The organism is Nonomuraea purpurea (assembly GCF_042650645.1).
GTDB classification, from domain to species: Bacteria; Actinomycetota; Actinomycetes; order Streptosporangiales; family Streptosporangiaceae; genus Nonomuraea; species Nonomuraea purpurea.
Map to the genome: position 1 here is coordinate 460,568 of NZ_JBHSBI010000001.1, position 26,855 is coordinate 487,422.

Sequence of the window (26,855 nt, forward strand, 5' to 3'; positions counted from 1 at the left end):
TGCACGATTACATGGCGAAGCTCCTTGCTGACAGGCTAAGCGCTCGGAAGGTCGTTGTTTGGTACGACCAGCGAAGCGAGTTCACACCGTTCGTGCACGAGGTTCGCGGTGGTCCACGTGCCGGCGCTGTGCCTGTGCCGGTGTCTGTGGGTGGAACCCACGTCCAGCTCGTCGAGTACGCTGGGTCGATGTTCGAGCTACGGAACGCAGTCGAGCCATACGTGAACGGCGACGCGGCCGACGCCGTCGTCGTATATCTCCCTGGCTGTGCCCGTGATCCCCGTGGCTCGGTGCTCATGGAGCTGGAAGAGGCGGGCACCCGGTGGAATCCGAAGCTGGTGCAGCTCGCTAGGAACCTGCTGCTGAAGACCTACACGCTCGGTGTGGTCGATCAGATGCTAGCGGCTGACAGGAAGCTGACGTACGAGGATCTGGCGCGGATGGCCGAAAGCGACGGGCCGGAGCCACCGTCGATCCTGAAGACCATTTTTCGTGATGCCCGGGACGGCGATGCGATGCTAGGCGCCTGGCTGACGGACGAATCTCATGACACCGCCATCAGCGCGAAGGCCGCCACGACTGAACTCATCTCACTAATCAAGGCGAGGCTGGGTCTGGAGCTGCCCGACGCCGCCCTGCCGAAACTACGGGCAATCACGGCGCGCTACGTTCTAGTCAACGAGTTCCGTATGGATCTGGTGGGATCGGCACCGGCGACTCTCGAAGGGGTCCCGACGCCGCCCTCCGCCCAATCCACCTCGGCCGTGCGAGAGCTGGCCACGCGGCTACGGGCCGACTTCTCGGCCGCCTACCCAGCGCTGGCCGACCGGGTGGAGGATGAGCTGCGTCTACGGGACATGAAGGTGCCCGGGGGCGCGCTCGGCTCGATTGACACTTTTCGTTTTGAAGAGCGTGAGTTGCTGAGCCACTGCGCCGACCTGATCGTGGAAGCGCGGTACGACGAGACGCTCGCCATTGTCACCCAACGAGAGCGCAGTTTCTGGCTGGTGCTGAACGTCGGGCGTAAGGCCCAGTGGGAAGCGGTCCGCCGGATGGCGGAGCTGGGCCATGAAGCGGTACGGGTGCGCGCCGAGTTGGGCCGAGCCAACGGTGATGCGCGCACCTGGCTCACCCGGTACACGGACGCCCCATGCGAGTGGTACCGCGTGGATCAGGCCCAACGGCGTCTAGAAGCCTGGGTGGCCACCCTAGACGACGATCCAGACGAACGACCGCTAGGTCTGGTGCGGCGGGCGTACGAGGACACCTGCTACCTCATGGCAACAAGCTTCGTCGAAGCTCTGCGCTCATCCGACTGGATCATCCCCGATGCGCTGCACCAGACGCACGTATACGGTGAGGTTGTCGCGGAGCAGCCGAAACCCGTGGCGTACTTCCTGGTCGACGCGATGAGGTACGAGATGGGCGTCGAGCTGGCGAGCCGGCTGCCGGAGAGTTCGGAGGTTTCGGTGCGGCCCGGCGTCGCTGCGCTGCCTAGCATCACGCCCGTCGGGATGGCTGCCCTGCAACCGGGCGCTTCCGCTAGCTTCTCCGTCGTCGAGGAAGGCGAGAGACTCGGCGCCAGGATCGAAAGCACCTTTCTTCCGGATCTGACTGCGCGGCAAAGATACATCAAGGCCCGCACCCCGAAGTCGGCCGATGTCTCGCTTGCTGAGCTGCTCAGCCTGCCACCGTCGAAGTTGGCGAAGAAGCTTAACGACGCGCATCTCGTGGTGGTCCGATCGCAAGAGATCGACAAGGTCGGCGAGGCGGGGTTCACCTTTCACGCCAGACAGGTAATGGACACGGTCATTGACAACATTGCCCGGGCGATCCGCAAGCTGGCGGCTGCTGGCGTGGGCTACGCCGTTGTCACCGCAGACCACGGCCATCTCTTCTTCGCCACCGACCGGGACGAGTCGATGCGTACGGACCCACCTGGCGGCCGCACGGTGGACCTGCATCGACGCTGCTGGATCGGTCACGGCGGCGCAACACCGCCGGGATGCATCCGGGTCGCGGCGTCCGCTCTTGGATACGACTCAGACCTCGAACTGGTTTTCCCGGCCGGGTCGGGGGTTTTCAGAGCCGGAGGGGACCTCGCCTTTCACCACGGTGGTGCGACTCTGCAGGAGATGGTCATTCCCGTCATCACGATCAGGACCGCGGCAGGTGCGACCAAGCCTGACACCACCGCGAGCGTCACCGTGACGGAGACCCCGGAGACCATCACGAACCGGATCTTCACTGTCACACTGTCGTTGGGGAGTGGACAGATGATGTTGGGAACGACCGGAATGGCCGTACGCGCCATGCTCATCGCAGACGGTAACCAGGTCGGCGCGGTCGGCATGGCGGCCGGAGCGGAGTTCGATCGCGCCACCGAACGCATCCAACTCGAACCTGGCCGGTCCACCACCGTAGGCTTCCAGCTCACGGACGACACCGTCGATTCACTCCAGATCGTCGTGCTGGACCCGGAAACGGACGCGGAACTGTACCGGTCACGGACCAAGATCCCGGTACGGCTTGGTGTGCGATGAGCGCGGAGCCCATTCCCCGCGACATGCTGGACGACAAGGCCAACCGGCTCTTTGCCGGCAAGGTGGTCCGCAAGGACCTGGTCCGGAAGGTGAAGGTCGGTGCGAACGTACCGGTCTTCGTCCTGGAATTCCTGCTGGGTAAATACTGCGCATCCTCCGACGAGCTGACCATCCAGATGGGTCTGCAGGTCGTCAATGACACTCTCGCGAACAACTACATCCGCGCCGACGAATCGATGAAGGCGCAAGCGATCGTGAAGGATCGCGGGCGCCACACGTTCATCGACAAGGTCAAGGTCCGCCTCGTCGACTCCGACTACTGGGCCGAGGTCACCAACTTCGGACACAAGCATGTCCACATCCCAGCGCACTACGTCCGCGAGTACGAGCGGCTGGTGATGGGCGGGATTTGGGCCCAGGTCGATATGCGGTTCGAGTACGACGAGGAGTCACGGGGCAAGAACCCGTTCTGGATTGACCGGCTGATGCCGATCCAAATCGCCACCTTTGACCTGGAGGAATACCGGAAAACGCGCAGCGAGTTCACCACCGACGAGTGGCTAGATTTGATCATCCGCAGTACGGGTTACGAGCCAGATGAGATGTCCCGCCGGCTGAAGTTGCTCTTCCTAGTCAGGCTGATCCCCTTTGCCGAGCGTAACTACAACCTCGTCGAACTAGGGCCGCGAGGCACCGGCAAAAGTTACGTGGTACAGGAGGTCTCTCCGTACTCGGCTCTACTCACAGGTGGCACGACGGTCGCCAATCTCTTCGGGCACCTGTCCGGACGGCAGAAAGGCATGGTGCAAATCTGGGATGTCGTCGGCTTCGACGAGGTCGCCGACCTGCAGAAGATGCCCAAAGAAGTAATCACGACGATGAAGACCTACTGCGAGTCAGGTACCTTCCAGCGCGGGCAGGAGGCGATGTCCGGCGACGCTAGCATCGCCATGTTCGGCAACACCAACCAACCTGTCGACGTGATGGTGCAGACCGGCCACCTCTTCTCACCGATGCCCAGCGTCATCCGGGATGATATGGCCTTCATCGACCGCATTCACTACTATCTCCCTGGTTGGGAGATCCCCAAAATGCGCAACGAGCTCTTCACCAATCACTATGGGTTCGTTGTCGACTATCTCGCCGAAGCGCTGCGCGAGATGCGCAAGCACAACTACACAGAACTAATCGACCGGCACTTCTCGCTCGGCTCGCATCTAAACGCCCGCGACCGAAAGGCGGTACGCAAGACAGTCTCCGGTTTGGCGAAGATCCTGTTCCCGCATGGCGAGGTGGCTCGGGAGGAGCTGGAAGAGCTCCTGGAATTCGCGCTGGAGGGTAGGCGGCGAGTCAAGGAGCAACTCAAGAAGATGGGTTCTTTCGAGTATTACCACACTTCGTTCGGTTACACGCTCCAGGAGACCGGCGAAGAGCGTTTCGTGGGCGTGCCTGAACAGGGCGGACGAGATCTGATCTCAACAGATCCGTTGTCGCCGGGTACCGTGTACAGCGCCGGAGTCACCTCCGACGGCACGGTTGGCCTGTACCGCATCGAAATCTCGGTCTCTAGCGGGACCGGCAAGCTGAAGCTCGCCGGTGGCGTCGATGGTGTCACTAAGGAATCAGTCCAGCGCGCGTTCAGCTACCTGTCGACGAAGAAAGTCGAACTCCTTGTTGCCCAGGATTTGGATGTCTCAGACGTTCACGTAGAAATTATTGATCTACTCGGCAATCGCGTGGAGGCGGAGCTCGGAGTAGCGTTCCTTGTTGCTTGCTATTCGGCCTTGCGAAAATCGCCGGTAGGCCCTGCACTACTCATATTGGGTGATATGAGCGTTCAGGGAAATATCAAGCCAATGCGCTCACTCACAGAGCCGCTGCAAGTTGCTAAAGACAACGGCGCCAAGCGGGCACTCATCCCAATTGAGAACAAGAGAAACTTTCTTGATGTGAGTGCTGAAATCATGGAGCAGGTCGACCCAGCCTTCTACGGCGACCCCAAGACAGCCGCCATGAAGGCTCTTGGAGGGCCATAGAGAAGTCGGGGGCTTCCGGTACTCGGGCCTGGCGGCTCTGCGCTCCGCGTCGGCTTGCCACCGAATGACACGGTTGCTTCGCGATCGGGCGGGGGAAATGCAGGGGATGATCTTCGTGGCACATACCCTGCGGGAGGCTATTTCCCCATTTCAAACCGCCTGAAGAGATGGAGAAGCCCGCACTCTCCGAAGGCGGGTGTCCGGACGAAACGGACGTGAGTTCATGTTCGCCTGCCGGGCCAGGTCCTCCACCGTGAGCGGCTGGTCCAGCCGCCGCATCACCCAGGGGAGCAGCTCGGCCAGGGGGTGGCGGTCGTGGGCGGGCACCGGGGTGGTGACGAACTGGGCCTGGCCGCCGGCCCGGTGGGGTGGCACGACCAGGCGGCGGGCGACCACGTTGGCGACCGCCGAGCCGTGATCGCGGCGGATCAGATGCAGGCACAGGTCCATCGCTGCCGCCTTGCCCGCGGACGTGAGCACGTTGCCGTTGTCGACGTAGAGCACGTCCGGGTCGACCTTCACCCGGGGATAGCGCGCGGCCAGCTGCTCGGTGTGGGCCCAGTGCGTGGTCGCGGACAGCCCGTCCAGCAGGCCGGCGGCGGCGAGTACGAACACGCCCGTGCACAGGGAGACGACCCGCGCGCCCGCCTCGTGGGCTGCGCGCACCGCTTCGACCAGGTCGGCCGGCGGGGCCGAGTCGACGTCCGCCAAGGCGGGGACGATCACGGTGTCGGAGTGCGCCAGCCGGTCGAGCCCGCAGTCCGGCTCCAGCAGAAACCGGCCGACTCGGACGGCGTGCGTGCCGCACACCCGGACGTCGTACCACGGGCCTGGCACGGCGTCCGGGGCGGAGCCGAACACCTCGTAGGCCAGGGACAGCTCGAAGTGCAGCATCCCGTCGGTGGCGGCGACCGCGACGGAGCGCGGGACAGAACTCATGTCGGAAATTGTACGGGTCATGTCGTTTCGGACGCTGGCACCGATGGGCCGACGGCGACAGGATCTCCGCATCGGATCACTTCGAGCACGAGGGAACAGACATGGGATCGGGTCGGAACGTGGCAGTGTTCGGCGCATACGGGCACACCGGGCGGTTCGTGGTCGCGGAGCTGCGCGAGCGCGGATACGTCCCGCTGGCCATCGGCCGCGACCAGGACAAGCTGCTGGCGCTGGCGCAGACCCAACCGGGACTGGAGACGCGGCAGGCGTCGGTCGACGATCCGGCCTCGCTCGACCGCGCGCTGAACGGCGCGACCGCCGTGATTAACTGCGCCGGTCCCTTCGCCACGACCGCCGCCCCGCTGGTCGAGGCGGCGCTGCGCGCCGGCATCCCGTATGTCGACGTGGCGGCCGAGATCGAGGCGAACGTTGACACGTTCGCGCACTTTGCGGAGCGCGCCCGCGCCGCGGACACCGTGGTGGTCCCGGCGATGGCCTTCTACGGCGGCCTCGGCGACCTGTTGGTCACCACCGCGATGGGCGACTGGACGGCGGCGGACGAGGCCCACATCGCCTACAGCCTGAGCAGTTGGCACCCCACTGCCGGGACGCTCGCTTCGGGCACGGTCTCGGGGCAGCGGCGGGGCGGCCGCCGTGTCCGCTACACCGGCGGACGGCTGGAGTACCACGATGACGCTCTGCCGACCCTGGAGTGGCCCTTCCCGGCTCCGCTCGGTCCCCAGAGAGTCATCGGAGAGTTCACCATGGCCGACGTCGTCACCATTCCGAGCCACCTGGCCATCCCGGATGTGCGCACCTACATGGCGGCCAAGGCGGCCGCGGACCTGTCCGCTGCTGACGCCTCGGCGTTGACCGCCGTCGACGAGCGCGGACGCTCCGCGCAGACCTTCGTCGTCGACGTCCTCGTCCGCTCGGGCGGAGCGGAACGTCGCGCGGTCGCCTCCGGTCAGGACATCTACGCCATCAGCGCGCCGCTCGCGGTGGAGGCCGTCGACCGCATCTTCACCGGCCGGACCAGGACCACCGGCGTCGCCTCCGCAGGCGCGGTCTTCGACGTCCCGGACTTCCTCCACGCCCTGTCCTCGCACCTCTCGCTGCACGTTCCGCTCGACACACGCGGCTGAACCGGTCAGCGGGTCGGGGTCCGGGGACGGTTCCACCAGAGGGAAAGGGAAAGGGCCGCGGTGATGAGGAGGGCGCCGCCGGCGGCGAAGGCGGCGGCTGTGTCGACCCGTTGACGGATGACGGTGAAGCTGCCGGGGAGCGCGTCGAGGGCGCTTTGGAGCTGGTCGGCGTTCTCGGCGCGGTGGTAGGAGCCGCCGGTGGTCTTAGCTATCTGCTTGAGTGCGGGCTCGTCGATCATGCGGACGTTGCGGTCGAATCTGCCACGACCACCGAAGCCGCCGCCCCAGCCGCCGAAGCCGCCGTCGAACTGGGAGTTGTCGCAGACCATCGGGGCCGGGTTCGTGGTGCCGAAGCCGATGGTGAAGACGCGGACCCGGCGCAGCGCCGCCTCCTGGGCGGCGATCTGCGGGTCGACGCCCTGGGTGTTGGCGCCGTCGGTCAGCACGACGATCGCGGCACCGGCGTAGCCTGCCCCACCGCTGCCGGTGGGGTTCGCGCCGGTGGGGGCGACCGACGGGTCGACCTCCGCGATCGCGTCGATCGAGGCGAGCATGGACTGTCCGATCGCGGTGCCGCGGGACACAGTGAGGCCGTCCAGCGCCTTGATCAGTGACTCGGTGTCGTCGGTGGGAGGGACGAGCAGGCCCGCGCTGCCCGCGAAGGTGACCAGGCCGATGCGCGGCCCGCCGCGCTGCGACTCGATGAAGTCCGCGGCGGCCTTCTTGGCGGCGGTGAGGCGGTTGGGGTCGACGTCCGTGGAGCACATGGAGCCGGAGGTGTCGAGCGCGAGCAGGATCGTCGCCGACGTCATCGGCACCGGCACCGACGCCTGCGGTCGCGCGGCCCCGACCGCGAGCAGCGCGAGCCCGGTGATGAACAGTGCCGGGGGGATCTTCCGCGTCCAGCGGGTACGGCCGGGCAGGGCGCTGCGGACGAGCGCGATCGAGGTGACGCGCACGGCGGCCCGCCTGCGACGGCGTCGCGCCCACGCGCGGATGGCGAAGATCAGCGGGATGATCAGGACGGACAGCAGCGCCCACGGCCATGAGAACGACATTCAGATCACCCGTCCTGACCGGAGCACGGTGAGCGCCGCTCCTGCGGTGAGCAGCGCGAGGGCGAGCCCGATCAGGGCGCCGGCGAGGGGGAGCGGCTCGTCGGAGACGGTGAGCCGCAGATCGATCGTGTCGGCGATCCCGTCGAGCCGCGCGGTGTCGGAGGCGGGGTGGTAGGCGCCGCCGGTGGTCTGCGCGATCAAGGTGAGGGTGTCCTGTTCGAGCGAGGTCTGCAGGTGGTAGCCGTCGACCTGCACCGTCGCCCCGGCCGTCGTGCCGACCCCGACGGTGTGGATCTGGACGCCCGCCTGCTGGGCCAGGGCGGCGGCCCGTTCGACGTCCGCGCCCTGGTTCTGGCCGTCGGAGAACATCACGATCGTCGCCGACGGCCAGTAGCCGAGGTCGGGTGCGGTGCCGTCGCGGCCGATGGCCGCCTGCTTGCCGGTGATCGCCGTCAGTGAGGCCGTGATGGCCGTCCCCAGTGAGGTGCCGCCGGTGATCTTCAGCCGGTCGATGGCCTTGAGCGCGATGGAGTGGTCGGCGTCGGGGCGTGCGGTGGTGAGCGCGCCCCGTTCGAACGCGACGACGCCGACGTCCACGCTGTCGGGCTGCGCGGCCACGAACGCGCGGGCCGCCCGCTGCGCGGCCGCGAGCCGGGTGGGCGCGACGTCGTCGGCGCCCATGCTGTTGGAGACGTCGATGGCGAGGATGACGGTGCCCGCGGTGCGCGGGACCGGCACCATGGCCGCCGGTCCGGCGGTGGCGATCGCGAGTACTCCGACGCCGGCGATCGTCAGGCCGGTACCGAGGTACGCCCGGCGGCCGGTCGGCACGGCCGAGGCGAGCGCCGCCGTCCGGCGTCGCGCCGAGACGACGGCCGCCCAGGCGAGCGCCGCCGTGACGAGCAGTCCGACGGCCAGCAGCAGCGGGGAGGACAGGGTCATGGCGACCGGTCCCGGGTTCGGGAGACGACCTCGACGAGCGCCTCGGCCAGGTCACGGTCGGTGTCGATGCGGTGGACGGGCACCCCGGCCCGGCGCATGCCCGCCGCGAGCCGGGCGTCGCGGGCGTCGACGGCCTCGCGGAAGCGGACCCGTAACAGCGGGTCGGCGGAGTCGACGACGAGCTGCTCGCCGGTCTCGGCGTCCTCGACCACGATCAGCCCGGCTTCGGGGAGCACGTCGTCGGCGGTGTCCACGATCCGCAGGGCGACCACCTCGTGCCGCCGGGCCAGGCGCTGGAGTGAGCGTTCCCAGTCGCCGTCGCCGATGAAGTCCGACAGTACGACGATGAGGGCGCGGCGGCGCGCGAGCCGTCCGGCCGCATCGAGCATCTCCGCCAGGTCGGTGGTGGCGCCGCGCGCTGCGGAGGTGCGTTGCAGCTCGGCGCCGATCCGCAGCGCGTGCCGCCGGGAGGTGCCGGGCGGCACGACGCGCAGCATCCCGGTGTCGAACAGCAGCGCGCCGACGCGGTTGCCGCCCCGGCCGAACAGCCGGGCCAGGACGAGCGCGAGCTCGGCGAGCACGTCGTGCTTGGCGCGTCCCGGACGGCCGGCCGCCATCGACGCCGACCGGTCGAGCACGAGCCACACCGTCAGTTCGCGGTCCTCGGTGAAGACGCGCAGGTACGGCTCGTCCAGCCGTGCGGTCACGTTCCAGTCGATGTGCCGGGCGTCGTCGCCGTCGCCATAGGCGCGCAGCCCGGTGAAGTCGATCCCGGAGCCTCGGTGCGCGGTGCGGTGGGCGCCCTGGAGCCGGCCGTCCAGCCTGCGGACGACCTTCCACTCCAGGCGGAGCAGGAGCTTGTCGGGGGCGGTGGCCATGGCAGCTCAGCGGTTCTGCAGGACGACGTCGGGCACCCGGACGGCCCCGAGAACCCTGGTGACGATCGTGTCGGCGTCGACGTCGTCCGCGAGGGCCTCATACGACAGCACGAGGCGGTGGCGCAGCACATCGAGCGCGAGCTCGGACAGATCGTGCGGCAGGACGTAGTCGCGGCCGCGCAGGAACGCCAGCGCCCGGGCGCCCGTGACGAGCGCGATGGACGCCCGAGGGCTCGCCCCGTAGGTGACATACCGTTCCAGCTCGCCGAGCCCGGCCGTCGCGGGGGAGCGGGTTACGGAGACCAGCCGTACGGCGTAGTCGACGATCGCCGGATCGACATACACCTGTTGAGCGCGGGCCCGCATCGCGATCAGGTCCTCGGACGTCACCATCGGCTGTGGCGGCTCCGGCGGACGCAGCGCCCTTTCGACGATCGCCTGCTCTTCCGACTGCGTCGGATAGTCGACGACCACCTTCATCATGAAACGGTCGACCTGCGCTTCGGGCAGCGGGTAGGTGCCCTCCGACTCGATCGGGTTCTCCGTCGCCATGACCAGGAACGGCTCGGGCACCCGGAACGTCTCACGTCCGATCGTCACCTGATGCTCCTGCATAACCTCCAGCAGGGCGCTCTGCACCTTGGCGGGGGCGCGGTTGATCTCGTCGGCCAGCAGCAGGTTCGCGAACACCGGGCCGAGCTCGGTCTTGAACTCCCCGGAGTGCTGGTGGTAGACGCGCGTGCCCACGAGGTCGGCGGGCACCAGGTCGGGGGTGAACTGGACGCGCTGGAAACTCCCGGCGATCGCGGCGGCCAGCGACCGCACCGCGAGCGTCTTGGCCAGGCCCGGCACGCCCTCGACGAGCAGGTGACCGTCGGCGATCAGCGCGACGGCCATGCGCTCCAGCAGCATGTCCTGCCCGACGATCGTGCGTTTGACCTCGAACAGCACGTGTTCGAGCGGATGGGCCGGCTTGGTCGAGGTCATATGGTGTTCCTTCTCGTCGGTCAAATAAGGGGCCCGTCGCCCGGCGGGCCGTCGCCTTCGTTACCGCCCAGGGCCGCGCCGATCGGCACGGCGAACGCGATGCCGGCGAACGCCTCGTCGCCTCCCGGGTCGGCGATCGAGACGACGATCCCGATGACCAGGCCGCGAGCGTCCAGGAGGGGGCCGCCGGAGCTGCCCGGGTTCACGGAGGCGTCGAACTGGATGAGCTCCTTCAGGTCGCCGTTCTCGGCGGACCTGTTCAGGCCCGACACGACTCCGGTGGAGACGCTGTAGGTCAGGCCCAGCGGATTGCCGATCGCCATGACGGGCGCGCCCACGGTTACGGCGCCGCCGAGTGTTGCCGGGACGACGATCTCCGGGAGTTTCGCGGGCTTGAGGGTGGCGATGTCGCGCTTGGGATTCGACGATGCGACGACGGCCTTCGTCTTGGTGCCGTCGGCGAACGTCACGGTGATGTTGTCAGTGCCTTTGACGACGTGGTGCGCTGTCAGAATCGTGCCGTCCTCGGCCGCGATCACCCCGGTTCCGAGTGACTTGCCTGCCTGGATGACCGCCACCGACGGACCGACCCTCTTGAAGACGTCGGCCGTCGTGAGCGTCGCACTGGGCGTCGGCGTCGCGCTCGGCTTGGGCGCGGCTCCTTCGCCGTTCCCACCGCTGCTTCCCAGCCAGTACGCCAGCACCGCCACGACGACGAGCGCACTGCCCCCGATGACAAACCGCCGAGTCCTCCCGGCCACAGCTCCCTGAGCCTCGGCCGCACCGGCCTCCTGCGGCACGCGCTCCATCGCTCCATATTCATAAAACTCAGCTCAAAGTGCTACAAAGCCCACCTGAGAACTCCATGAGAACCGATCCGCGGAGCCCAACGCGCGCAGCACGGAGACGAGTCAAGGATGGCGACGCCAACGGCGGCGGGAACCTTGGTGGCGGCAGGGCAGAGTCGTTATCGGCACAGGCTTCGCTCGGCGGTGGAGATGAGTGTCGTCACGGTCTGGTCGAGGGGCAGCGTTCGGCCGGTATGCAGCAGGTCGAAGCTGTCGAAGCTGGTCAACAGCCAGAGCAGGTCGGTGGCCTGGTCGAGGGTGACGTCCGGGCGTAGCGTCTCCTGCTCGTCCAGGCGCTGAGCGAGTTCGGCCATTCCGGCGGCGCGCCCTTGCTCCATCCGTTGCACCGCACCGCCGACCGCGGCGGCGTCCAGCAGCGCCATGGACGCCAGTACGCGCAGTATGTCCCGGTGGGCCGCGTACATCTCGACGATCGCGTGGATCGCACCACGCAGCGCCTCGCGGGCGTCGGGATGGGCCGACGCTTGGAGCATGCGGTCGAAGCCGCCGCGCTGCAGCAGTTCAGCCCCCACCGCGTCAAAGAGCCCGGCGCGTGAGCCGAAGACGAGATAGACGGTGGGACGCGCGACGCGTGCCATGCGGGCGATGCGGTCGATGCTGACCGCTTCCGATGGCGCCTCGCGCAACCGTTGGAAGACCGCGTCGAGGATGCGGCGCCGGGTCTCCTGCGCCGACTCCGCGCGCAGGCGCTGTTCGTACTTCCGGGTGGTCATGGCCCTCATCCTAGCATTGGCTTGACACATCGTATTTTGGAATACATATTGTCATCCGAAATGAGGAGCGGCAGCCGCACCCGACAACCAACGCGAGGAGCCCGACATGCACGTGACAATCCGCTGGAAGGTCAAGCCCGATCAGGTGGAGCGCGAACTGGAGTTGCTGCGTGCCGTCTATGAGGACATGCACGCGGTCCGGCCAGAGGGCCTGCGCTACGCCACCTTCCAGCTCGACGACGGGGTGACCTTCGTGGACGTCGCCGAGATGGCCGACGGCCCCGGTGTGTTGCAGCAAGTGCAGGCATTCCAGCACTACCGGTCCACCCTGGACGAGCGGTGCGACGAGCCCCCCGTCGTCACCGTGCTGCACGAAGTAGGCGCTTACCGCTTCCCCTGACGCCATCCCGCAGCCAGACACACACGAGCGTTCCGAAAGGCAGACCCGTCATGCGATCCACGATCCAACCGCCCACCGCCGACCAGAGCGAACTCACCAGCGGACCAAAGGTGGCAATCATCGTCGGCAGCACCCGCCCAGGCCGCAAGGCCGAGACCGTCGCCTCCTGGGTGCACGACATCGCCGCCCGTCGCAACGACGCGACCTACGAGGTGGTGGACATCGCCGACTACCCGCTACCCCATCTGGACGAGCCCGTCCCCCCGCGCGCCGGCCACTACAGCCACCCGCACACCCAGGCCTGGGCACAGAAGATCAGCGCCTTTGACGCGTACGTCTTCGTGACCCCGGAGTACAACGCCTCGGTTCCCGGTGTCCTGAAGAACGCCATCGACTTCCTGTATGCCGAGTGGAACGGCAAGGCCGCAGGATTCGTCGGCTACGGCATCCAAGGTGGTACTCGAGCCGTCGAGCATCTGCGGCAGGTCCTGAGCGACCTCGAAGTCGTCGACATACCCACGACGGTCGCCTTGACCCTCGCCGACGACTTCCAGGAACACATCCACTTCACACCGAGCACCGCACCGACCAAGAACGTCGCACTCCTGCTTGACGAACTCGTAGCGCATCTGGCGCAATCGAAGGGAGCGGAACACGCGCACTGACCCCCGTGAGCGATCATGTCTTGAACGCTCTCAGCTGTCCCCGTGGCGGCCCGGCAAGAAGGCGAACCGCGCCGCGCTCTGACCGGCGGGGGCCAGGAGCTGCCCGCAGCAGGCCGGTCAAGTGCTCGGCGATGGTGAGCAGTTCAGCGAGGGCGCGGGAGGAGTAGGCCTTGTCGGCGGCCACCGCACCCGGGCGGGTGCGTGGACGGCCGATGGGCAGCCGGATCTTGATGCGCTCCAGCACGACGCGGAACTGCGGGCTGTCTCCGGCTTGGCCGGGGGTGAGGGCGAAGGACAGCGGACGGCATCGACGTTCGGCGGACAGGTGGACCTTGGTGGTCAGCCCGCCCCGCGAACGGCCCAGCTGGGCGGCCTTCAGCCGGAACCTGCGCCGCCGTCGTAACGGTCGGCGCTCATCCCCATCTCCGTCTTCACCGGAAGTCGCCGTCGTGGGGGTTTGCCCCTTTGGCGCAGCCCCTTTTCCTGCTCGGTGGCCTCTTCCGACGCCGTGGCCAGCTCGCCGCCTTGGACTATCCCGGCGGTGTGTCGCCGGCCAGAATCTCCTGCACGTTGGTGCGCGTCCTGCTCGAAGTACGCCGCCTCGGAAGCTGAGATCGTGTTGCTGTGACCGAACTCGTGGAACGTGTCGACGATCAGGACCGTGTGCTGGGCGTTGTGGACAGGGGTGATGCGATTCGTCGTGGGTGGCTGCATCGCATTGCCACCACTGTCTGCCGTGATGAGCTGGGAAGATTCCTGGTGTGCCGTCGGGCTGAGGGACTGTCCAGATATCCCGGCTATCACGAGGTGTCATTCGGCGGGGCAGTCGATGTTGGGGAGTCATACCAGGCGGCGGCCGCGCGCGAACTCGCGGAGGAGTTAGGTATCGACGTCCCGGTGCGCGAGGTGGTCAAGTTCTTGTGCCACGGCGAGATCGGCTCGTACTGGCTCGGGGTACACGAAGCGGTCATCGCCGGCGACGTCTCGCCCGATCCCAAGGCGGTGAGCTGGGTGGGCTGGCTGACGAGCGCCGAGCTGAGCGAAGCCGCGGGGCAGCACCGGTTCATTCCAGATGGGCAGGAGGCGCTCCGCCGGTACCTTGAAGCACGTTCGGCTTCACCTGGACTCTAGACCCGTACGCCGACACCGAGCAGATTCTTCTCCCACAACTCACCCAAGGAGTACTCCGCCAGCCCTGCCGGGGCGAGGCGGTTGAAGACCGAGGCTTCCCGAGCGCGTTCGACGACGATGAGATCGTCTACCTCGAACTGGCTCATGAGCGTCACCGACTGTGTGGCGATGAGGACCTGGCTGGAACTGCTCGCGGCGCGCAGCATCTCGGCCGCTGGATGGTTCGGACGATCCTTCTGTAGGCGGCGTGGTCTTCCTGCTGAAGGCGAAGCAGGACGGCGGCCAGGTTTCGGGCATCAGGATGCAGCGCGATGTTGTCGGAGGCGAACCCCGTCTGCTTGACGGGGGCGTTCGCGCTGGTGTCGTGGAAATGGAAGACGCGATAGCCCCGCAGCGTGTCAACTACATGTTCGGCGACGGACGACAAGTCTCGCTCATCGATCTCATCCGAGAGGCGGCTCTCCCGATGTCTCCGTCCCAGGACATGTTCTTCGCCACGCAACTCGATGCTTTCAGAGCCGAAGATCAGCTCATCGCGAGCCGCCGGGATGAGTTTGCCCCAGTACTCGTTGGACGCGAATTCCACCGACGAACAGGTTCAGCTCTTCGTCGATGATCCGGCCGAGTAGGCAAGGACAGAGATGAAGTTGCTCTTGCCCGCACCGTTGGCACCGATCAGAACATTGAGATCACGCAACTCCACCTCGGCGGAGCGGATCGAGGTGTATCCCCTGATCCTGATCGACTGCAATCTCTGCGGTGCCATATCCCCAGCTTAGAGTGATCCACCCATGCGGCGCGTCCACCCTCCTGCAGTCGGTCCGTTGCTGTAGCCGCGCTGGTCAGGGGTTTAGGCGGAGTGAGACGGCCGGTTCCGCTGGTGCCTGGCGTCGTGTGGTGAAGACGACGTGGGAGGCGCACATGATCGCCCGGTCCGCCAGCACCGGCCGATCGGACTGGTCGTAGGTGATCCGGGTGCTCATGAGTGCGGCGGCTCCTACCGGCTGGTTCAGGAGTTTGGCCTGTTCCTCCGTCAGGACCACTGGCTTGATCGCCTCGGTCGCCCATGCCAGTGAGATCCGGCAGCGTTCTTCGATGAGCCGGTAGAGCGGTGCCCGGTTCAGGTCCTCGTCCTTCAGTTCGGTGGCCAGGTCGGGAGGGACGTACGAGAGTTGGTGGATCACGGGGGAGCCCTCGACGACGCGCAGGCGTTCGATGATCGTGAGGGTGGTTTCGGGTGTCAGCCCCAGTTCTGCCTGGACCGAGGCGGGGGCGGCTTCTTGGCGTACTCCGAGGAGTACCGTCTGGAGGTCGATGCCCTGCTCGGCCAGGTCTTCGGCGAGGCTGCCCAGGTTGTTGAGCTGGTAGGGGATCACGGTTCCCGCGACGAAGGTGCCGAGGCCGTGGCGTTGTTCGATGCGGCCCTCGGTGCTGAGGCGTTGCAGGGCCTGGCGGACGGTCATGAGGCTGACGCCGTAGTGGTCGGCCAACTCCCGCTGGGAGGGGAGTGGCTGGCCTGCCGCGTACTCGCCGGTGTCGATCTGGGCGAGGAGGTCGCGGTAGATGGCCTGATACTTTGGCTCACCTCCCTGCGTGCCCGCGAGGCGAGGCCGAGGTTTTCCCCGAGGGAACGTCGACATGTCCATCTCCCTGCTGAAAACCAAAGCTTATCCGCGCCTGCTGGCGCACCCCGCCGGGGAGATGCCATGCTCCGGGCCACAGAACCCGTTAGAGGAAGCGCACCATGATGATCCGCCGTGTCCTGACCGTAGCCGCCGCGGCGGCTCTCATCCCCCTGTGGCCGGTCGCAGCCGACGCCACGAGCCATGCGAGGTTCGCCACCTTCAACGCCTCGCTCAACCGCAACGCGGAAGGTCAGCTCGTCGGTGATCTGTCCACGCGGGACAACGCCCAGGCCAAGGTGATCGCGGAGATCATCCAGCGGACGCGGCCCGACGTGCTGCTCATCAACGAGTTCGACTACGACGCCGATGGCAAGGCCGCCCGCCTGTTCCAGGACAACTACCTGTCGGTGGGTCAGGGTGGCGCGCAGCCGATCGGGTACCGGTACCGGTTCACGGCTCCGAGTAACACCGGGATCCCTTCCGGGCTCGACCTGAACAACGACGGCACCGTGGTGACGACGCCGGGCGCGCCTGGGTATGGGGACGACGCGCTGGGCTTCGGGGCCTTCCCCGGGCAGTACGGCATGGTGGTTTACTCCAGGTATCCGATCGACGAGCGCGGCGTGCGCACGTTCCAGAAGTTCCTGTGGAAGGACATGCCGGACGCGGCCCTGCCCGACGACCCCGCCACGCCGGAGCCCGCCGACTGGTACTCGGCGAAGGAGCAGCAGGTGGTGCGGCTGTCGTCCAAGAGCCACTGGGATCTGCCGGTGCGGATCGGCCGCCGTACGGTGCACTTCCTGGTCAGCCACCCGACGCCGCCCACGTTCGACGGTCCGGAGGACCGCAATGGGCGGCGCAACCACGACGAGATCCGGTTCTGGGCCGACTACACGCAGCCGGGGCGCGGCGGCTACATCTACGACGACCGGGGGCGGCGCGGCGGCCTCGGGCAGGACGAGCCGTTCGTGATCGCCGGCGACCAGAACGCTGACCCGAACGACGGCGACAGTTACAAGAACGCCATCCGCCAGCTTCTCGACCACCCCAAGATCGACAGCAGGTCAGTGCCGTCGAGTGAGGGTGCGGCCGAGGCGGCGGCGCTCCAGGGTGGCGCGAACGCCACACACAAGGGCGATCCGAAGTACGACACCGCCGACTTCTCCGACACGGCCCCGGGCAATCTGCGGGCCGACTACGTCCTGCCCGCCAAGCGTCTGAAGGCGGTGGGTGGCGGCGTGTTCTGGCCGCCCGCGGCCGATCCGCTGTCGCGGCTGAGCGGGGTGTTCCCGTTCCCGAGTTCCGACCACCGCCTGGTCTGGCTGGACGTCAAGCCGTAAGGGAAGCCGGATCGTTGCCGACGATCCGGCTTCCGGCCGCGTCAGAGGGCGGCGATGCCGGCGGCCAGGCGCATGGCCGGCAGTTCCACCGGCTCCCGCCACACGTACGCCGTCGCCTCCTCGGGCCGGAGCGTGATGTCCGGCGTGCCCCTGACTCTGATCGCGAACCTGAAGTCCGCGTGCCAGTGCTCCGGCGCGTCCCTGGCCGGGTGGGCGGGTGCCTGGTGGACGTCGATGTCCACGGGCATGACATCCGTCATGGCCAGGGAGACCACCTGATGCCATGAGATGCCCGTCTCCTCCTCCAGTTTGCGCAGGGCCGTGTCGTACAGGCTCCTGTCGCTGGGGGAGATGTGGCCGCCGGGCAGCACCCAGCGGTCCAGTCGCCGGTGCCGGATCATCAGGACGCGGCCGGTGCGGTCGATGGCGGCGGCGCTGCAGGTGACGTGGAGGGGCAGGGTTTTGCGGCAGGAGATGTTCTGCCCGGGGCCGAGGGAGTGTGTCAGCCGGGCGACGTCGGGGGCGCGGTGGGGGAGGGCGTCGAGGTAGCGCGCCAGGACACCGCGGATGCCCTCATGGGTGACGGTCATGGCCCTTTATGGAAGTGGGTCTGTCACATGCGCGCAATCGATTGCCGGACTTCCGGGGAAAGCTGCTATATGCCGCATTCAAGGGTTTTTGGCCCTGTCCAGGGCGGTCGGCGGAAAGCGGCCCCGGCCACCGATCTGCCGGGCGGCGGGCGCGTCACCACCTCGCCGATCGCCGCGCTCCCCGACATGGTCGCGCGCCGCGAGTGAGGGCAGCTCTTTGGAAACCGCCTCCATACGCTGATATCCCGCGCCTGACAAGATCTTGTCAGGGCGAGAATGCGATGTTTTCCTCATGCGCAGGATGCCCGCAATGTGGCGTGGTGTCCCCTGGCACGTAGGAGGGAAATCGTGTCAACCAAGCCCTGGTTACGCTCCACTCTCGTCGTCGTCGCGCTCGTCGCGTCGGCTCTCCCGCTCGCGGGGGCCGCTCATGGCGAACCCGGCGGGCAGGCTCAGAAGATCCATGACTTCCAGGCCGAGCAGAACGAAAAGCCCGACCTGGACAACCGGCAGGGGCAGGTGCCGCCGCCCGCCGGCGTCAACGCCCGCAGCGCGGGTCCCCAGGCCGAGGTGCGATGGAACGTTCTCGGCACCCCGGCGGCCGTCATCAGCGCGCAACCGCTGGCCGAAGGGCTCGGCTCCGATCCCGAGCAGGCCGCGCGCGCCTACCTCAAGAGTCACGAGAGCGCCTTCGGCCTGTCCGCCGAGGCCGTGGACGCGCTGGAGAAGGTCGCGGTCAACCCCATCGGCGCCGGGCACGCCGTGCTGCTGCGGCAGCGTTTCGGCGACCTGCCGGCCGGCGTGGACGGCCTCGTTGCGATCGGCGTCGTCAACGGGGCGGTACGGCACGTCACCTCCTCCCTGTCCCGCCGGACCGAGGCGCCGCCGGCCGCCGCGATCAGCGCGCAGCAGGCGCTGGAGATCGCGGCCAGGGACGGCGGCATCGACCTGGCCAAGGCGGTGACCAAGCAGGCGACCCCGGTGGCGGTGCCGGCGCCCGACGGGGTGCACAGCGCCTACCAGGTCGTCGTGATCGGCGGCGAGGACGGCGAGGCCGCCGGATACACCACCCACGTGGACGCCGTCAGCGGCGCGATCCTGACCCGCGAGAACCTGGTCGACCACTTCGAGCCCGACAACCCGCAGTGGTCGGTGTTCCCGGCGAACCCGCGCGACGACTACTCCTCCGCCGACACCCGCCAGACCTGGTGCCACACCGCCGCACCCGGCTGCGACTACGTCAGCGGCGGCGACCCGGCGACGGGCAAGGCGTGGGACGTCGACCACGCCGCGAACGAGCCCGCCAACTCCAGCCTCGGCAACGCGGCCAAGACCTTCGAGAACCGGGCCAGCGGCGACGCCTTCAGCGTCGGCACCCGCTCCAACGTGCTCACACCGAGCAGGAACTACGCCTTCCCGTGGCGTAACACCTGGTACAAGGCCAAGTGCGACCCGGCGACGTTCGACCAGAGCGGCGAGGCCGACCTCGAGGCCGCCATCTCCAACCTCAACGTCCAGCACAACCGGATGCACGACTGGTCCTACCGGCTCGGCTTCACCGAGACCGCCTGGAACATGCAGGCCGACAACGGCGGGCGCGGCGGGCTCGGCAACGACCCCGAGCAGGGCAACGCCCAGGCGGGCGCGCGGGTGCTGTCCGTGCGCGACAACGCCAACCAGATCACCGGGCCCGACGGCGTCGCGCCGATCACGAACATGTACCTGTGGCAGCCGATCGCGGGCTCGTTCTACGCGCCGTGCGTGGACGGCGACTACGACATGTCGGTCATCGGGCACGAGTACACGCACGCGATCTCCGGCCGCATGATCGGCGGCCCGAACGCCGGCTGGAGCGGCGCCCAGGCCGGGGCCATGAACGAGAGCAACTCCGACCTGGTGGCGATGGAGTACCTGTACGAGTACGGCTTCCGTCCGGCGGGCCTGACCCCGTACGTGACCGGCGGCTACGTCACCGGCGACAAGCGGCGCGGCATCAGGAACTACGACATGTCCAAGTCGCCGCTCAACTACAGCGGCCTGGGCTACGACATCGTCGGCCAGCAGGTGCACGCCGACGGCGAGATCTGGTCGGCCACGCAGTTCGACGTGCGGGCGGCCTTCGTCAAGCGGTACGGACAGGGCACGCAGAAGCAGCAGCGCTCCTGCGCCGACGGCAAGACGCCGGTGGAGCGGTGTCCTGGCAACCGGCGCTGGGCGCAACTCTCCTTCGACGCCCTGCTGCTGATGGCCTCGGGCGCGGTCAGCTACGTCGACCACCGGGACGCGCTGCTGGCGGCCGACGCGATGCGCTTCGGCGGCGCCAACCAGGACATCATGTGGCGCGCGTTCGCCGAGCACGGGCTGGGCGAGGCCGCCGCGAGCAACGGACCCAACGACCCCGACCCGAGGCCCAGCTTCGTCAACCCGGCGGGCAAGAACGGCTCGTTGCAGCTCAAGCCGCTGGGCGAGGCCAAGGGTGCGGCGCTGCGGCTGTACGTGGGCGACTACGAGGGACGCGTGGTCCCGGTCGCCGACACCGACCCGGCCACGCCGCTCGGGGACACCGTGGAGATGACGCCGGGCGTGTACGACTTCGTGGTGGCGGGCAGCGGGTTCGGCCACAAGCGGCTGACGTTCGCCGTGCTGCCCGGGGTGAAGCTGCCGCTTCCGCTGCCGCTGACCCGCAACCTCGCCTCGGCGGCGGGCGGCGCGAGCGCGTCAGGGGACGGCGTGAACCAGCCCAAGCTGATCGACGAGACCGAGGCCACGAACTGGGCCTCGCTCACCGGGGCGCCGGCCGGCAAGTCGGTCGTCGTGGACCTGGCGGGCGACGCGCCGGTCAAGGTTCGCAGGGTGCAGGTGAGCGCCATGCTCCGGCCGGCCGTCAGCGACCCGGCCGATCCCGGGGCGCAGAACCGGTTCTCCAGCCTGCGCGCCTTCGAGGTGCTGGCCTGTAGCTCCGGGTGTGCCGACGCGGCGAACTTCAAGAAGATCTACACCAGTCCCTCGAACGCCTTCGACGCCGAGCTGCCCCGGCCGCGCGGCGCGGACATGATCTTCAAGTCGTTCGACGTACGGGCCACCAGCGCGACGCACCTGATGATGCGGGTGGTCAGCACGCAGTGCACCGGCAACCCGCGCTACGCGGGGGAGCAGGACAACGACCCGAACTCGGCGACGGACTGCGGGACGGCCAGTCCGGCGCGTGACCAGGTCAGGGCGGCCGAGTTCCAGGCCTTCTCCCACTGACCGACCCCGTGGTGACCGAAGGCCCGGCGCGTGCGGCGCCGGGCCTTCGGTGGCGGCATCAGAAGATGCGGTACTTCTTGCCGCAGTTGTCGAACTTGCCGGCCCAGCAGGTGAAGGTGTAGACCTTCTTGATCCCGCGTCCGCTCCAGCTTCCGGTGACCTTGCCGTCCCAGGATCGGTTGAACTTGTGCCACTTGCCGCCCTGGTAGAACTCGAACCAGACCCAGCCCTTCTTGCCGCCCTTCTTGTCCACCCCGTACCACTTCGTGTGGACCTTGCCGCCGCTCTTCCACGTCTTGCCGAACGTGTAGGCCTTGCGGTCGCTGGAGAAGAACTTGCCCCACTTTCCGCCCGAGTAGGCGGCGGTCGCCTGCGTGGTGGTGGCGGCCTGAGCGGTGGCCGGGCTCAGGGCCAGGCCGGTGACGGCCATCGAGCCGGCGAGAGTGGCGATGGCGAGTGTCTTACGCATTTCGGGTTTCTCCCCCTGTCGGTGCTGCCGGTTGTTGTCCGGCAGCAGGGACATTACGGAGATCCCGGGGGATCAACTGTGGAGAAATCCACACATCGAGGGTGATCGGTGACACACTCCCCAGAAGCGTGAGTACGTCAGCGTCCCTTGACAGTGAAGCTGTCCGTCTGGAACGGCATGAACGGCAACTGCGTCGACTTGGCGGTCCTGGCGGCGTCGGGGCCGCACGTCGCCAGCATGAGGTACTGGTAGTTCGCCACGTCGATCGGGTGCGGCTCGGTGTCGTCGAGGCGCTGGTACTTCATGAGGTTGATCCCGAACGAGAGCTGGCGGTTGCCGTCCGGGGTGGCCAGCGACTGCGTGCCCATGCCGAAGACGCCGCCGTCGTGCCCCCAGAACCGGCCGCACGGCAGGTCGACGGCGTAGAGCCCCAGGCCGTAGGTCGGGGATATGCCCTGCACCGGCACCGTCTTCTGCATCTCGCCGAGTTCGGCCGGGCCGATCAGCTCGCCGCGCAGTAGCGCGCGGTAGAACCGGTTCAGGTCGTCCATGGTTGACACCATGGCGCCCGCCGTACCGCCCCACGACATGTTGTAGACGCTGTAGTCCTTGGGCGGGTCGATGAGGCCGTACCACGACTCGTACGCCTTGGAGTGCGCTCCCGGGATGAACGGCGTGCGCGGGAAGGACGTGTTGCGCAGGCCCGCCTTGCGGATCACGTTGCGGGTGATGTACTGCTCCGCGGGGACCCCCGTCACCTTCTCCAGCAGCAGACCGGCCAGCACGTAGTTCGTGTTGGAGTATATGCCGGGCGTCGCCCCCGGCTGCCCGGTCGCGGGCGCGTCCACGCCCATCTTGACCAGGTCCGATGCGGCGAACGTGCGGAAGCGGTTGTCGTCCAGGCTCTTGCCCGAGGGCTCGAGCAGCGACGGGAACGCCGAGGGGATGTAGTCAGCGATGTGGCTGGTGTGGTTGAGCAGCATCCGCACGGTGATCTGCTGCCCGCGCTCGCCCGGGAGCAGATCGGGCACGTAGCGGCCCACCGGCGCGTCGAGCTCGACCTTCCCGTTGGCCACCTGCTGGAGGACGGCGACCGAGGTGAACGTCTTGGTGATGCTGCCGATCCGGTGGACCATGTTCGGGGTCACCGGGCGGCGGGTCTTGACGTCGGCGACGCCGGCGGCGCCCTGCCATGTCGCGGCACCGTCGCGGACCTGCGAGTAGATGCCGTACATGCCCGCCTCGTGCACGGCGTCCAAGGACTGTCGTAGCGCCTGCCGGTCGAGACCGGCGGACGCCTGGGCGGGCACGGCCGCGACGCCCGTCGCGAGCAGCGCGCCCGCGGTGGCCGCGACGGCGAGCTTCCTGAATCGGCGATTGACCATGGTGATTAGCATGATCCATTCCGGACTCGCCGGGAAAGTCCGCTGTGTCATCGACCCTTCATGACACCGGTCATGCCGGATTCATGACAGGCAGTACTCTTCAGATCTGAACGCATGAGGAAAGGACAGCGCGGATGCCCCATGCGGCGAGGCCCACGGTCACGCTGCACGACGTGGCCGCGGCGGCGGGGGTCTCGGTGTCCACCGCGTCCCGGGTCCTGGGCGGCAGCACGCGCAAGGTCGCGCCCGAGTACGAGGCCCGCGTCCTCGCGGCGGCGACGGCGCTGAAATACACCGTGGACGCCCCTGCCAGGGCGATGCGCCGGGCCGGCGACTCCATCCCGAAGAAGGCCGGCTGATCACCCGCGGCAGTACCCGTTCACGCCATCCCCGCTGACCGCCCCTCGTCCCTTACGTCACGATTAGCCCCTTAACAGCAGCCTTGACGCTTACGTGAGGGCCATGCAGACTGCGGAATGCGCTTTCCGAGCTGACGTCCGACGCCACATCCTCCAGGAGTTCACCTTGCCTCAACGCAACCACCGGGCCGCGATCGTCGGAACGGGCGGCATCGCCACCGCGCACGCCAGGGCCATCGCGGCCTCCGGCGGCCGGACCACGCTCGTCGCCGTGGCCGACGTGGACCTCGACCGGGCCAAGGCGTTCGCCCAAACCTGGGACGTCACCCGCGCCTACGCCGGCCTGGGCGAGCTGCTGCGCGAGGAGCAGGTGGACGTGGTCCACCTGTGCACGCCGCCCAAGCTGCACGCGCCGCAGGCCGTCGAATGCCTGCGGGCCGGGGTGACGGCGCTGGTGGAGAAGCCGCCGACGTTGTCGCTGGCCGAGTTCGACACGCTGATCGAGGCCGAGCGCGGGTCGAGCGCGTACGTGGCGACCGTCCTGCAGCACCGCTTCGGCGCGGGCGCGCTGCGCCTGCGGCGGCTGGCGGACGCCGGCGAGCTGGGCCGCCCGCTGCTGGCCACCTGCCTGACCCAGTGGTACCGCGACGAGGAGTACTACGCGGTGCCGTGGCGCGGCACGTGGCAGTCGGAGGGCGGCGGGCCGACGATGGGGCACGGCATCCACCAGTTCGACCTGCTGCTGTCGGTCCTCGGCCCGTGGCGCGAGGTCACCGCCGTCGCCGCCAGGCAGGCCCGCCCGGTCGACACCGAGGACGTGTCGATGGCGCTGGTGACGTTCGAGAACGGCGCGGTCGCCACGGTGGTGAACTCGGTGGTGTCGCCGAGACAGACCTCCGAGCTGCGCTTCGACTACGAGCGCGCCACGGTCGAGGTCGAGCACCTGTACGGCTACACCGACGACGACTGGACGATCACCCCGGCCCCCGGGCAGGAGGACGTCGCGGAGCTGTGGGCGCAGGGGCGCAGCACGGTGCCGAGCGGCCACGAGGGCTGGCTCTGCGCCGTGCTCGACGCGCTCGACCGGGGCGAGAAGCCGCCGGTGACGGCCGAGGACGCCAGGCGGACGATGGAGTTCATCGCCGCGCTGTATGCCTCCGCGTTCACCGGCGAACGCATCCGAAGTGGACAGATCACTGCTGACAGCCCGTTCGCCCGCAGCATGGAGGGCACGGGCGCCCCGTGGGAAAAGGTGAGGAATCCGTGACTCTGCAGGTCAACCACGCGCTCGGCCGGTCGGTCGCCGTCACGGCGGGCGAGGTCGAGCACAACTTCTGGGGCGGGCCGACGTATGTGCACGGCCGCTTCTACGTGCAGCTCGACAACAACGGCAGCGCTGCCCACCGCGAGATGACCGACCTCCAGTCGCCCGCCGGGGCGGGCGGCGACGAACTGCGCGGCACCCGTGCCGAGTGGTTCGGCTTCCGCGGCCGGCACGACGAGAGCGGCGAGTACTCGACGGTCGTCATGGTCGACGACACCGCGAACCCGCGGCATCCGCCACAGTGGTTCGCACGCAGCGAGGAGTTCGCCTGCCTGTGCCCGGCGCCGTTCTTCGGCGAGGAGCTCACGCTGCCGGACGGCCAGGCGCTGCGCTTCAGGTACGCGGTCGTGATCGCCGACGGCGACCGGGGCGAGGACGGCACCGCGCTGCTGGCCAAGCAGGGCAGGGACGCGCTGGCATGACGTTCCCCGGAGGCACCTCGATCAGCCGGCTGACGGTCTACTCGGGCACCGCGTGCGCCGACGGCCTGGAGGGCGGCACGCCGCACCTGCACACCGCCTCCACCGAGGCGTACGTGGTCGTCGGCGGCCACGGCGCGCTGCAGACCATCGACGTGCACGGCCTGCGCGAGACGGAGCTGAGCGCCGGCTCGACCGTCTGGTTCACGCCGGGCACCATCCACCGCGCGATCAACCGTGCCGGGTTGGAGGTCGTGGTCGTCATGCAGAACGCCGGGCTGCCCGAGGCCGGCGACGCGGTCATGACGTTCCCGCCCGAGATCGTGGCCGACCCGGAGCGCTACCGGCAGGCCGCGACCCTGCCCGTCGGAGGGTCCGACGCGGACGTCGAAGCCGCCGTAGCGCGCAGGCGCGAGCTGGCCGTGGCGGGCTTCCTCCAGATCGCCGACGCCCTGCGCGCCGGCGACACCGGCCCGCTGCGCCGCCTCTACGACAGCGCGGTCGCCCTGGTACGTCCCAAGGCGGCGGCGTGGCGCGACATCTGGGAGGACACGGTCGCCCAGGAGACCCGTCACACGGCGGAGATCCTGACCGCGCTGGAGCGCGGCGACGGCGCCCACCTGCTGGACTCCGCGCTCATGGAGAGCCGGCCCGAGCGGCGCTGGGGCATGTGCGGCCACCTGCGCGCCCATGACGTCGCCCACCCGATCGTCCACACGCCCTGATCTACCCGATCATGCACACGCCCTGATCATCCCCCGCCCCGGCGGGCACCCCCTTCCAAGGAGCGTGGCAATGCCACATGTCCGAAATTTCCTGCATGTCATAACGGGAGCTGTCATGGTCATGGCGCTCGCCCCGCCCGCCCAAGCCGCCACGGCGGCGCAGCGGGGCACGACCTACTACGTCGACGCCGCCGCCGGCGACGACACCGCCTCGGGCCGCGACCGGGCGCACGCGTGGAAGAGCCTGACCAAGGTGAACCAGACCACGTTCGCCCCGGGAGACCGCATCCTGCTGCGCGCAGGTCAGCGGTGGGCCGGCCAACTCTGGCCCAAGGGCTCGGGCCGGCCGGGCGCGCCCATCACCGTGTCTACCGTGCGGGCACCTCGGGCATCGAGTCCTACTTCGCCGACGACGTGACCTTCCAGTTCAACGAGGTGTACGAGACGCAGCAGAAGGCCGGGGGAGCCGACTCCAACGGCATCGACCCCGACAAGGGCACCACCCGGCAGGTCGTGCAGTACAACTTCATCCACGGCAACGGCGACGGCGTGCTGCTGTGCCAGTTCGCCTTCGGCGACGCCGTGGTCAGGAACAACGTCATCGCCGGCAACAGCCGCTACCAGATCTACCTGCACTCGGACCCGGCCGCGGCCGCCAAGATCTACAACAACACGATTTATAACGACAAATCGGAATACCTGGTCTATGGGTATGGCAAGTACCTCGACGCCCGCTACGACCTCACCAACCACGTCCTGTACTCGAGGCGGTCTTCGCGGTCAACGACGTGATGGCCATCGGCGCCATGACGGCCTTCCGCGACGCGGGGGTGATCCCTGGCGTGGACCTCGCGGTGGCGGGGTTCGACGACGTCGGCTCGGCGGTGGACGTCGTCCCCGCGCTCACCACGGTGGCCGTGCCGCTGCGCGAGGCGGGGCTGAGCGCGATGCGGCTGGCCCTGTCCGACGACGACGGCGACGCCCGGATGCCCGCTGAAGTAGTACTACGCGAGAGCACCCCGGAAAAAGGAGGCGCGGCGCCGCCGTCCCCCACGGCATGATCG

At 68.2% G+C, this 26,855-nt stretch carries 28 protein-coding genes and 2 pseudogenes; 16 read left to right on the forward strand and 14 right to left on the reverse strand.

The annotated features are described in order from the left end of the window. Positions 1 to 188: 188 nt before the first annotated feature. Together ACFOY2_RS02190 and brxL are read left to right on the forward strand one after the other, a co-directional pair. The gene (locus tag ACFOY2_RS02190; RefSeq protein ID WP_379526178.1) at positions 189 to 2,543 is read left to right on the forward strand and encodes a PglZ domain-containing protein; all 2,355 of its coding nucleotides are present in this window, start codon (positions 189 to 191) and stop codon (positions 2,541 to 2,543) included. Positions 2,544 to 2,566: 23 nt separating this feature from the next. Beyond that, on the forward strand, positions 2,567 to 4,579 hold the full coding sequence (gene brxL, locus ACFOY2_RS02195; protein WP_379526179.1) for a protease Lon-related BREX system protein BrxL: 2,013 nt from the start codon (positions 2,567 to 2,569) through the stop codon (positions 4,577 to 4,579). A 213-nt stretch (positions 4,580 to 4,792) separates the two neighbouring features. Here brxL and ACFOY2_RS02200 read toward each other — a convergent pair. Beyond that, positions 4,793 to 5,539 (reverse strand): annotated as a pseudogene (locus ACFOY2_RS02200) (DJ-1/PfpI family protein); the annotation flags it as partial. Between the two features lie 80 nt (positions 5,540 to 5,619). Here ACFOY2_RS02200 and ACFOY2_RS02205 point away from each other — a divergent pair. Next, the gene (locus ACFOY2_RS02205) at positions 5,620 to 6,663 is read left to right on the forward strand and encodes a saccharopine dehydrogenase family protein (protein ID WP_379526181.1); all 1,044 of its coding nucleotides are present in this window, start codon (positions 5,620 to 5,622) and stop codon (positions 6,661 to 6,663) included. Positions 6,664 to 6,668: 5 nt separating this feature from the next. On the opposite strand, the gene ACFOY2_RS02210 is transcribed toward ACFOY2_RS02205, so the two are convergent. The 6 genes from ACFOY2_RS02210 to ACFOY2_RS02235 form a co-directional block, all read right to left on the reverse strand. Beyond that, positions 6,669 to 7,721 carry a vWA domain-containing protein gene (locus ACFOY2_RS02210; protein WP_379526182.1) on the reverse strand — a complete coding sequence of 351 codons (1,053 nt, stop codon included), beginning with the start codon at positions 7,719 to 7,721 and terminating at the stop codon, positions 6,669 to 6,671. Then, the gene (locus ACFOY2_RS02215) at positions 7,722 to 8,663 is read right to left on the reverse strand and encodes a VWA domain-containing protein (protein ID WP_379526183.1); all 942 of its coding nucleotides are present in this window, start codon (positions 8,661 to 8,663) and stop codon (positions 7,722 to 7,724) included. Then, positions 8,660 to 9,541, reverse strand: coding sequence for a DUF58 domain-containing protein (locus ACFOY2_RS02220; protein WP_379526184.1), 882 nt, complete (start codon positions 9,539 to 9,541; stop codon positions 8,660 to 8,662). The genes ACFOY2_RS02215 and ACFOY2_RS02220 overlap by 4 nt, the downstream gene beginning before the upstream one ends. A 6-nt stretch (positions 9,542 to 9,547) precedes the next feature. After that, positions 9,548 to 10,528 carry an AAA family ATPase gene (locus ACFOY2_RS02225; protein WP_379526185.1) on the reverse strand — a complete coding sequence of 327 codons (981 nt, stop codon included), beginning with the start codon at positions 10,526 to 10,528 and terminating at the stop codon, positions 9,548 to 9,550. Between the two features lie 20 nt (positions 10,529 to 10,548). Next, complete coding sequence (locus ACFOY2_RS02230) at positions 10,549 to 11,337, reverse strand: S1C family serine protease (protein WP_379526186.1); 789 nt, start codon at positions 11,335 to 11,337, stop codon at positions 10,549 to 10,551. 158 nt (positions 11,338 to 11,495) lie between these two features. Then, the gene (locus ACFOY2_RS02235) at positions 11,496 to 12,110 is read right to left on the reverse strand and encodes a TetR/AcrR family transcriptional regulator (protein WP_379526187.1); all 615 of its coding nucleotides are present in this window, start codon (positions 12,108 to 12,110) and stop codon (positions 11,496 to 11,498) included. A 106-nt stretch (positions 12,111 to 12,216) separates the two neighbouring features. Between ACFOY2_RS02235 and ACFOY2_RS02240 the strand changes: the two genes are divergently transcribed. Then, on the forward strand, positions 12,217 to 12,510 hold the full coding sequence (locus ACFOY2_RS02240; protein WP_379526188.1) for a hypothetical protein: 294 nt from the start codon (positions 12,217 to 12,219) through the stop codon (positions 12,508 to 12,510). A 50-nt stretch (positions 12,511 to 12,560) separates the two neighbouring features. Then, on the forward strand, positions 12,561 to 13,175 hold the full coding sequence (locus tag ACFOY2_RS02245) for an NADPH-dependent FMN reductase (RefSeq protein WP_379526189.1): 615 nt from the start codon (positions 12,561 to 12,563) through the stop codon (positions 13,173 to 13,175). A 154-nt stretch (positions 13,176 to 13,329) separates the two neighbouring features. Here the strand turns inward: ACFOY2_RS02245 and ACFOY2_RS02250 are convergent. Then, positions 13,330 to 13,730, reverse strand: a pseudogene (locus tag ACFOY2_RS02250) (hypothetical protein); the annotation flags it as partial. 69 nt (positions 13,731 to 13,799) lie between these two features. Between ACFOY2_RS02250 and ACFOY2_RS02255 the strand changes: the two are divergent. Beyond that, complete coding sequence (locus ACFOY2_RS02255) at positions 13,800 to 14,306, forward strand: NUDIX domain-containing protein (RefSeq protein ID WP_379526190.1); 507 nt, start codon at positions 13,800 to 13,802, stop codon at positions 14,304 to 14,306. Here ACFOY2_RS02255 and ACFOY2_RS02260 read toward each other — a convergent pair. Continuing rightward, positions 14,303 to 14,452, reverse strand: a complete 150-nt coding sequence (locus ACFOY2_RS02260; protein ID WP_379526191.1) for a hypothetical protein — start codon at positions 14,450 to 14,452, stop codon at positions 14,303 to 14,305. The two genes, ACFOY2_RS02255 and ACFOY2_RS02260, sit on opposite strands and share 4 nt — an antisense overlap. Positions 14,453 to 14,553: 101 nt before the next feature. Between ACFOY2_RS02260 and ACFOY2_RS02265 the strand changes: the two genes are divergently transcribed. Beyond that, positions 14,554 to 14,922 carry a hypothetical protein gene (locus ACFOY2_RS02265; RefSeq protein WP_379526192.1) on the forward strand — a complete coding sequence of 123 codons (369 nt, stop codon included), beginning with the start codon at positions 14,554 to 14,556 and terminating at the stop codon, positions 14,920 to 14,922. On the opposite strand, the gene ACFOY2_RS02270 is transcribed toward ACFOY2_RS02265, so the two are convergent. Both ACFOY2_RS02270 and ACFOY2_RS02275 read right to left on the reverse strand, forming a co-directional pair. Next, positions 14,905 to 15,072: an AAA family ATPase gene (locus ACFOY2_RS02270; protein ID WP_379526193.1), complete on the reverse strand. Its 168-nt coding sequence runs from the start codon at positions 15,070 to 15,072 to the stop codon at positions 14,905 to 14,907. The genes ACFOY2_RS02265 and ACFOY2_RS02270 overlap by 18 nt on opposite strands. A gap of 76 nt (positions 15,073 to 15,148) precedes the next feature. Further along, positions 15,149 to 15,946 carry a GntR family transcriptional regulator gene (locus ACFOY2_RS02275; RefSeq protein ID WP_379526194.1) on the reverse strand — a complete coding sequence of 266 codons (798 nt, stop codon included), beginning with the start codon at positions 15,944 to 15,946 and terminating at the stop codon, positions 15,149 to 15,151. 104 nt (positions 15,947 to 16,050) lie between these two features. Here ACFOY2_RS02275 and ACFOY2_RS02280 point away from each other — a divergent pair, with 104 nt between their 5' ends. After that, a complete protein-coding gene (locus ACFOY2_RS02280) occupies positions 16,051 to 17,271 on the forward strand; it encodes an endonuclease/exonuclease/phosphatase family protein (RefSeq protein WP_379526195.1) in 1,221 nt (406 codons plus the stop codon). A 41-nt stretch (positions 17,272 to 17,312) separates the two neighbouring features. On the opposite strand, the gene ACFOY2_RS02285 is transcribed toward ACFOY2_RS02280, so the two are convergent. Then, positions 17,313 to 17,861 (reverse strand): NUDIX hydrolase, encoded by a 549-nt coding sequence (locus tag ACFOY2_RS02285; RefSeq protein ID WP_379526196.1) that lies wholly within the window; start codon positions 17,859 to 17,861, stop codon positions 17,313 to 17,315. 348 nt (positions 17,862 to 18,209) lie between these two features. Between ACFOY2_RS02285 and ACFOY2_RS02290 the strand changes: the two genes are divergently transcribed. Further along, positions 18,210 to 21,110 carry a M36 family metallopeptidase gene (locus ACFOY2_RS02290; protein ID WP_379526197.1) on the forward strand — a complete coding sequence of 967 codons (2,901 nt, stop codon included), beginning with the start codon at positions 18,210 to 18,212 and terminating at the stop codon, positions 21,108 to 21,110. A 58-nt stretch (positions 21,111 to 21,168) separates the two neighbouring features. On the opposite strand, the gene ACFOY2_RS02295 is transcribed toward ACFOY2_RS02290, so the two are convergent. Both ACFOY2_RS02295 and ACFOY2_RS02300 read right to left on the reverse strand, forming a co-directional pair. Then, positions 21,169 to 21,579, reverse strand: coding sequence for a hypothetical protein (locus ACFOY2_RS02295; protein ID WP_379526198.1), 411 nt, complete (start codon positions 21,577 to 21,579; stop codon positions 21,169 to 21,171). Positions 21,580 to 21,716: 137 nt separating this feature from the next. Beyond that, the gene (locus ACFOY2_RS02300) at positions 21,717 to 22,964 is read right to left on the reverse strand and encodes a serine hydrolase domain-containing protein (protein WP_379526199.1); all 1,248 of its coding nucleotides are present in this window, start codon (positions 22,962 to 22,964) and stop codon (positions 21,717 to 21,719) included. 134 nt (positions 22,965 to 23,098) lie between these two features. Here ACFOY2_RS02300 and ACFOY2_RS02305 point away from each other — a divergent pair, with 134 nt between their 5' ends. The 7 genes from ACFOY2_RS02305 (at position 23,099) to ACFOY2_RS02335 (ending at position 26,852) form a co-directional block, all read left to right on the forward strand. After that, positions 23,099 to 23,323, forward strand: a complete 225-nt coding sequence (locus ACFOY2_RS02305; protein WP_379526200.1) for a LacI family DNA-binding transcriptional regulator — start codon at positions 23,099 to 23,101, stop codon at positions 23,321 to 23,323. A gap of 166 nt (positions 23,324 to 23,489) precedes the next feature. Beyond that, a complete protein-coding gene (locus ACFOY2_RS02310; protein WP_379526201.1) occupies positions 23,490 to 24,590 on the forward strand; it encodes a Gfo/Idh/MocA family protein in 1,101 nt (366 codons plus the stop codon). Further along, on the forward strand, positions 24,587 to 25,069 hold the full coding sequence (locus ACFOY2_RS02315; protein WP_379526202.1) for a DUF6807 family protein: 483 nt from the start codon (positions 24,587 to 24,589) through the stop codon (positions 25,067 to 25,069). The genes ACFOY2_RS02310 and ACFOY2_RS02315 overlap by 4 nt, the downstream gene beginning before the upstream one ends. Then, entirely contained in the window at positions 25,066 to 25,791 is a 726-nt protein-coding gene (locus tag ACFOY2_RS02320) for a cupin domain-containing protein (RefSeq protein WP_379526203.1), read from the forward strand. Before ACFOY2_RS02315 ends, ACFOY2_RS02320 begins: the two co-directional genes overlap by 4 nt. A 115-nt stretch (positions 25,792 to 25,906) precedes the next feature. After that, positions 25,907 to 26,209, forward strand: a complete 303-nt coding sequence (locus tag ACFOY2_RS02325; protein WP_379526204.1) for a hypothetical protein — start codon at positions 25,907 to 25,909, stop codon at positions 26,207 to 26,209. Beyond that, positions 26,206 to 26,583 (forward strand): hypothetical protein, encoded by a 378-nt coding sequence (locus ACFOY2_RS02330; protein WP_379526205.1) that lies wholly within the window; start codon positions 26,206 to 26,208, stop codon positions 26,581 to 26,583. Before ACFOY2_RS02325 ends, ACFOY2_RS02330 begins: the two co-directional genes overlap by 4 nt. Beyond that, complete coding sequence (locus ACFOY2_RS02335; RefSeq protein WP_379526445.1) at positions 26,583 to 26,852, forward strand: substrate-binding domain-containing protein; 270 nt, start codon at positions 26,583 to 26,585, stop codon at positions 26,850 to 26,852. The genes ACFOY2_RS02330 and ACFOY2_RS02335 overlap by 1 nt, the downstream gene beginning before the upstream one ends. Positions 26,853 to 26,855: the final 3 nt, after the last annotated feature.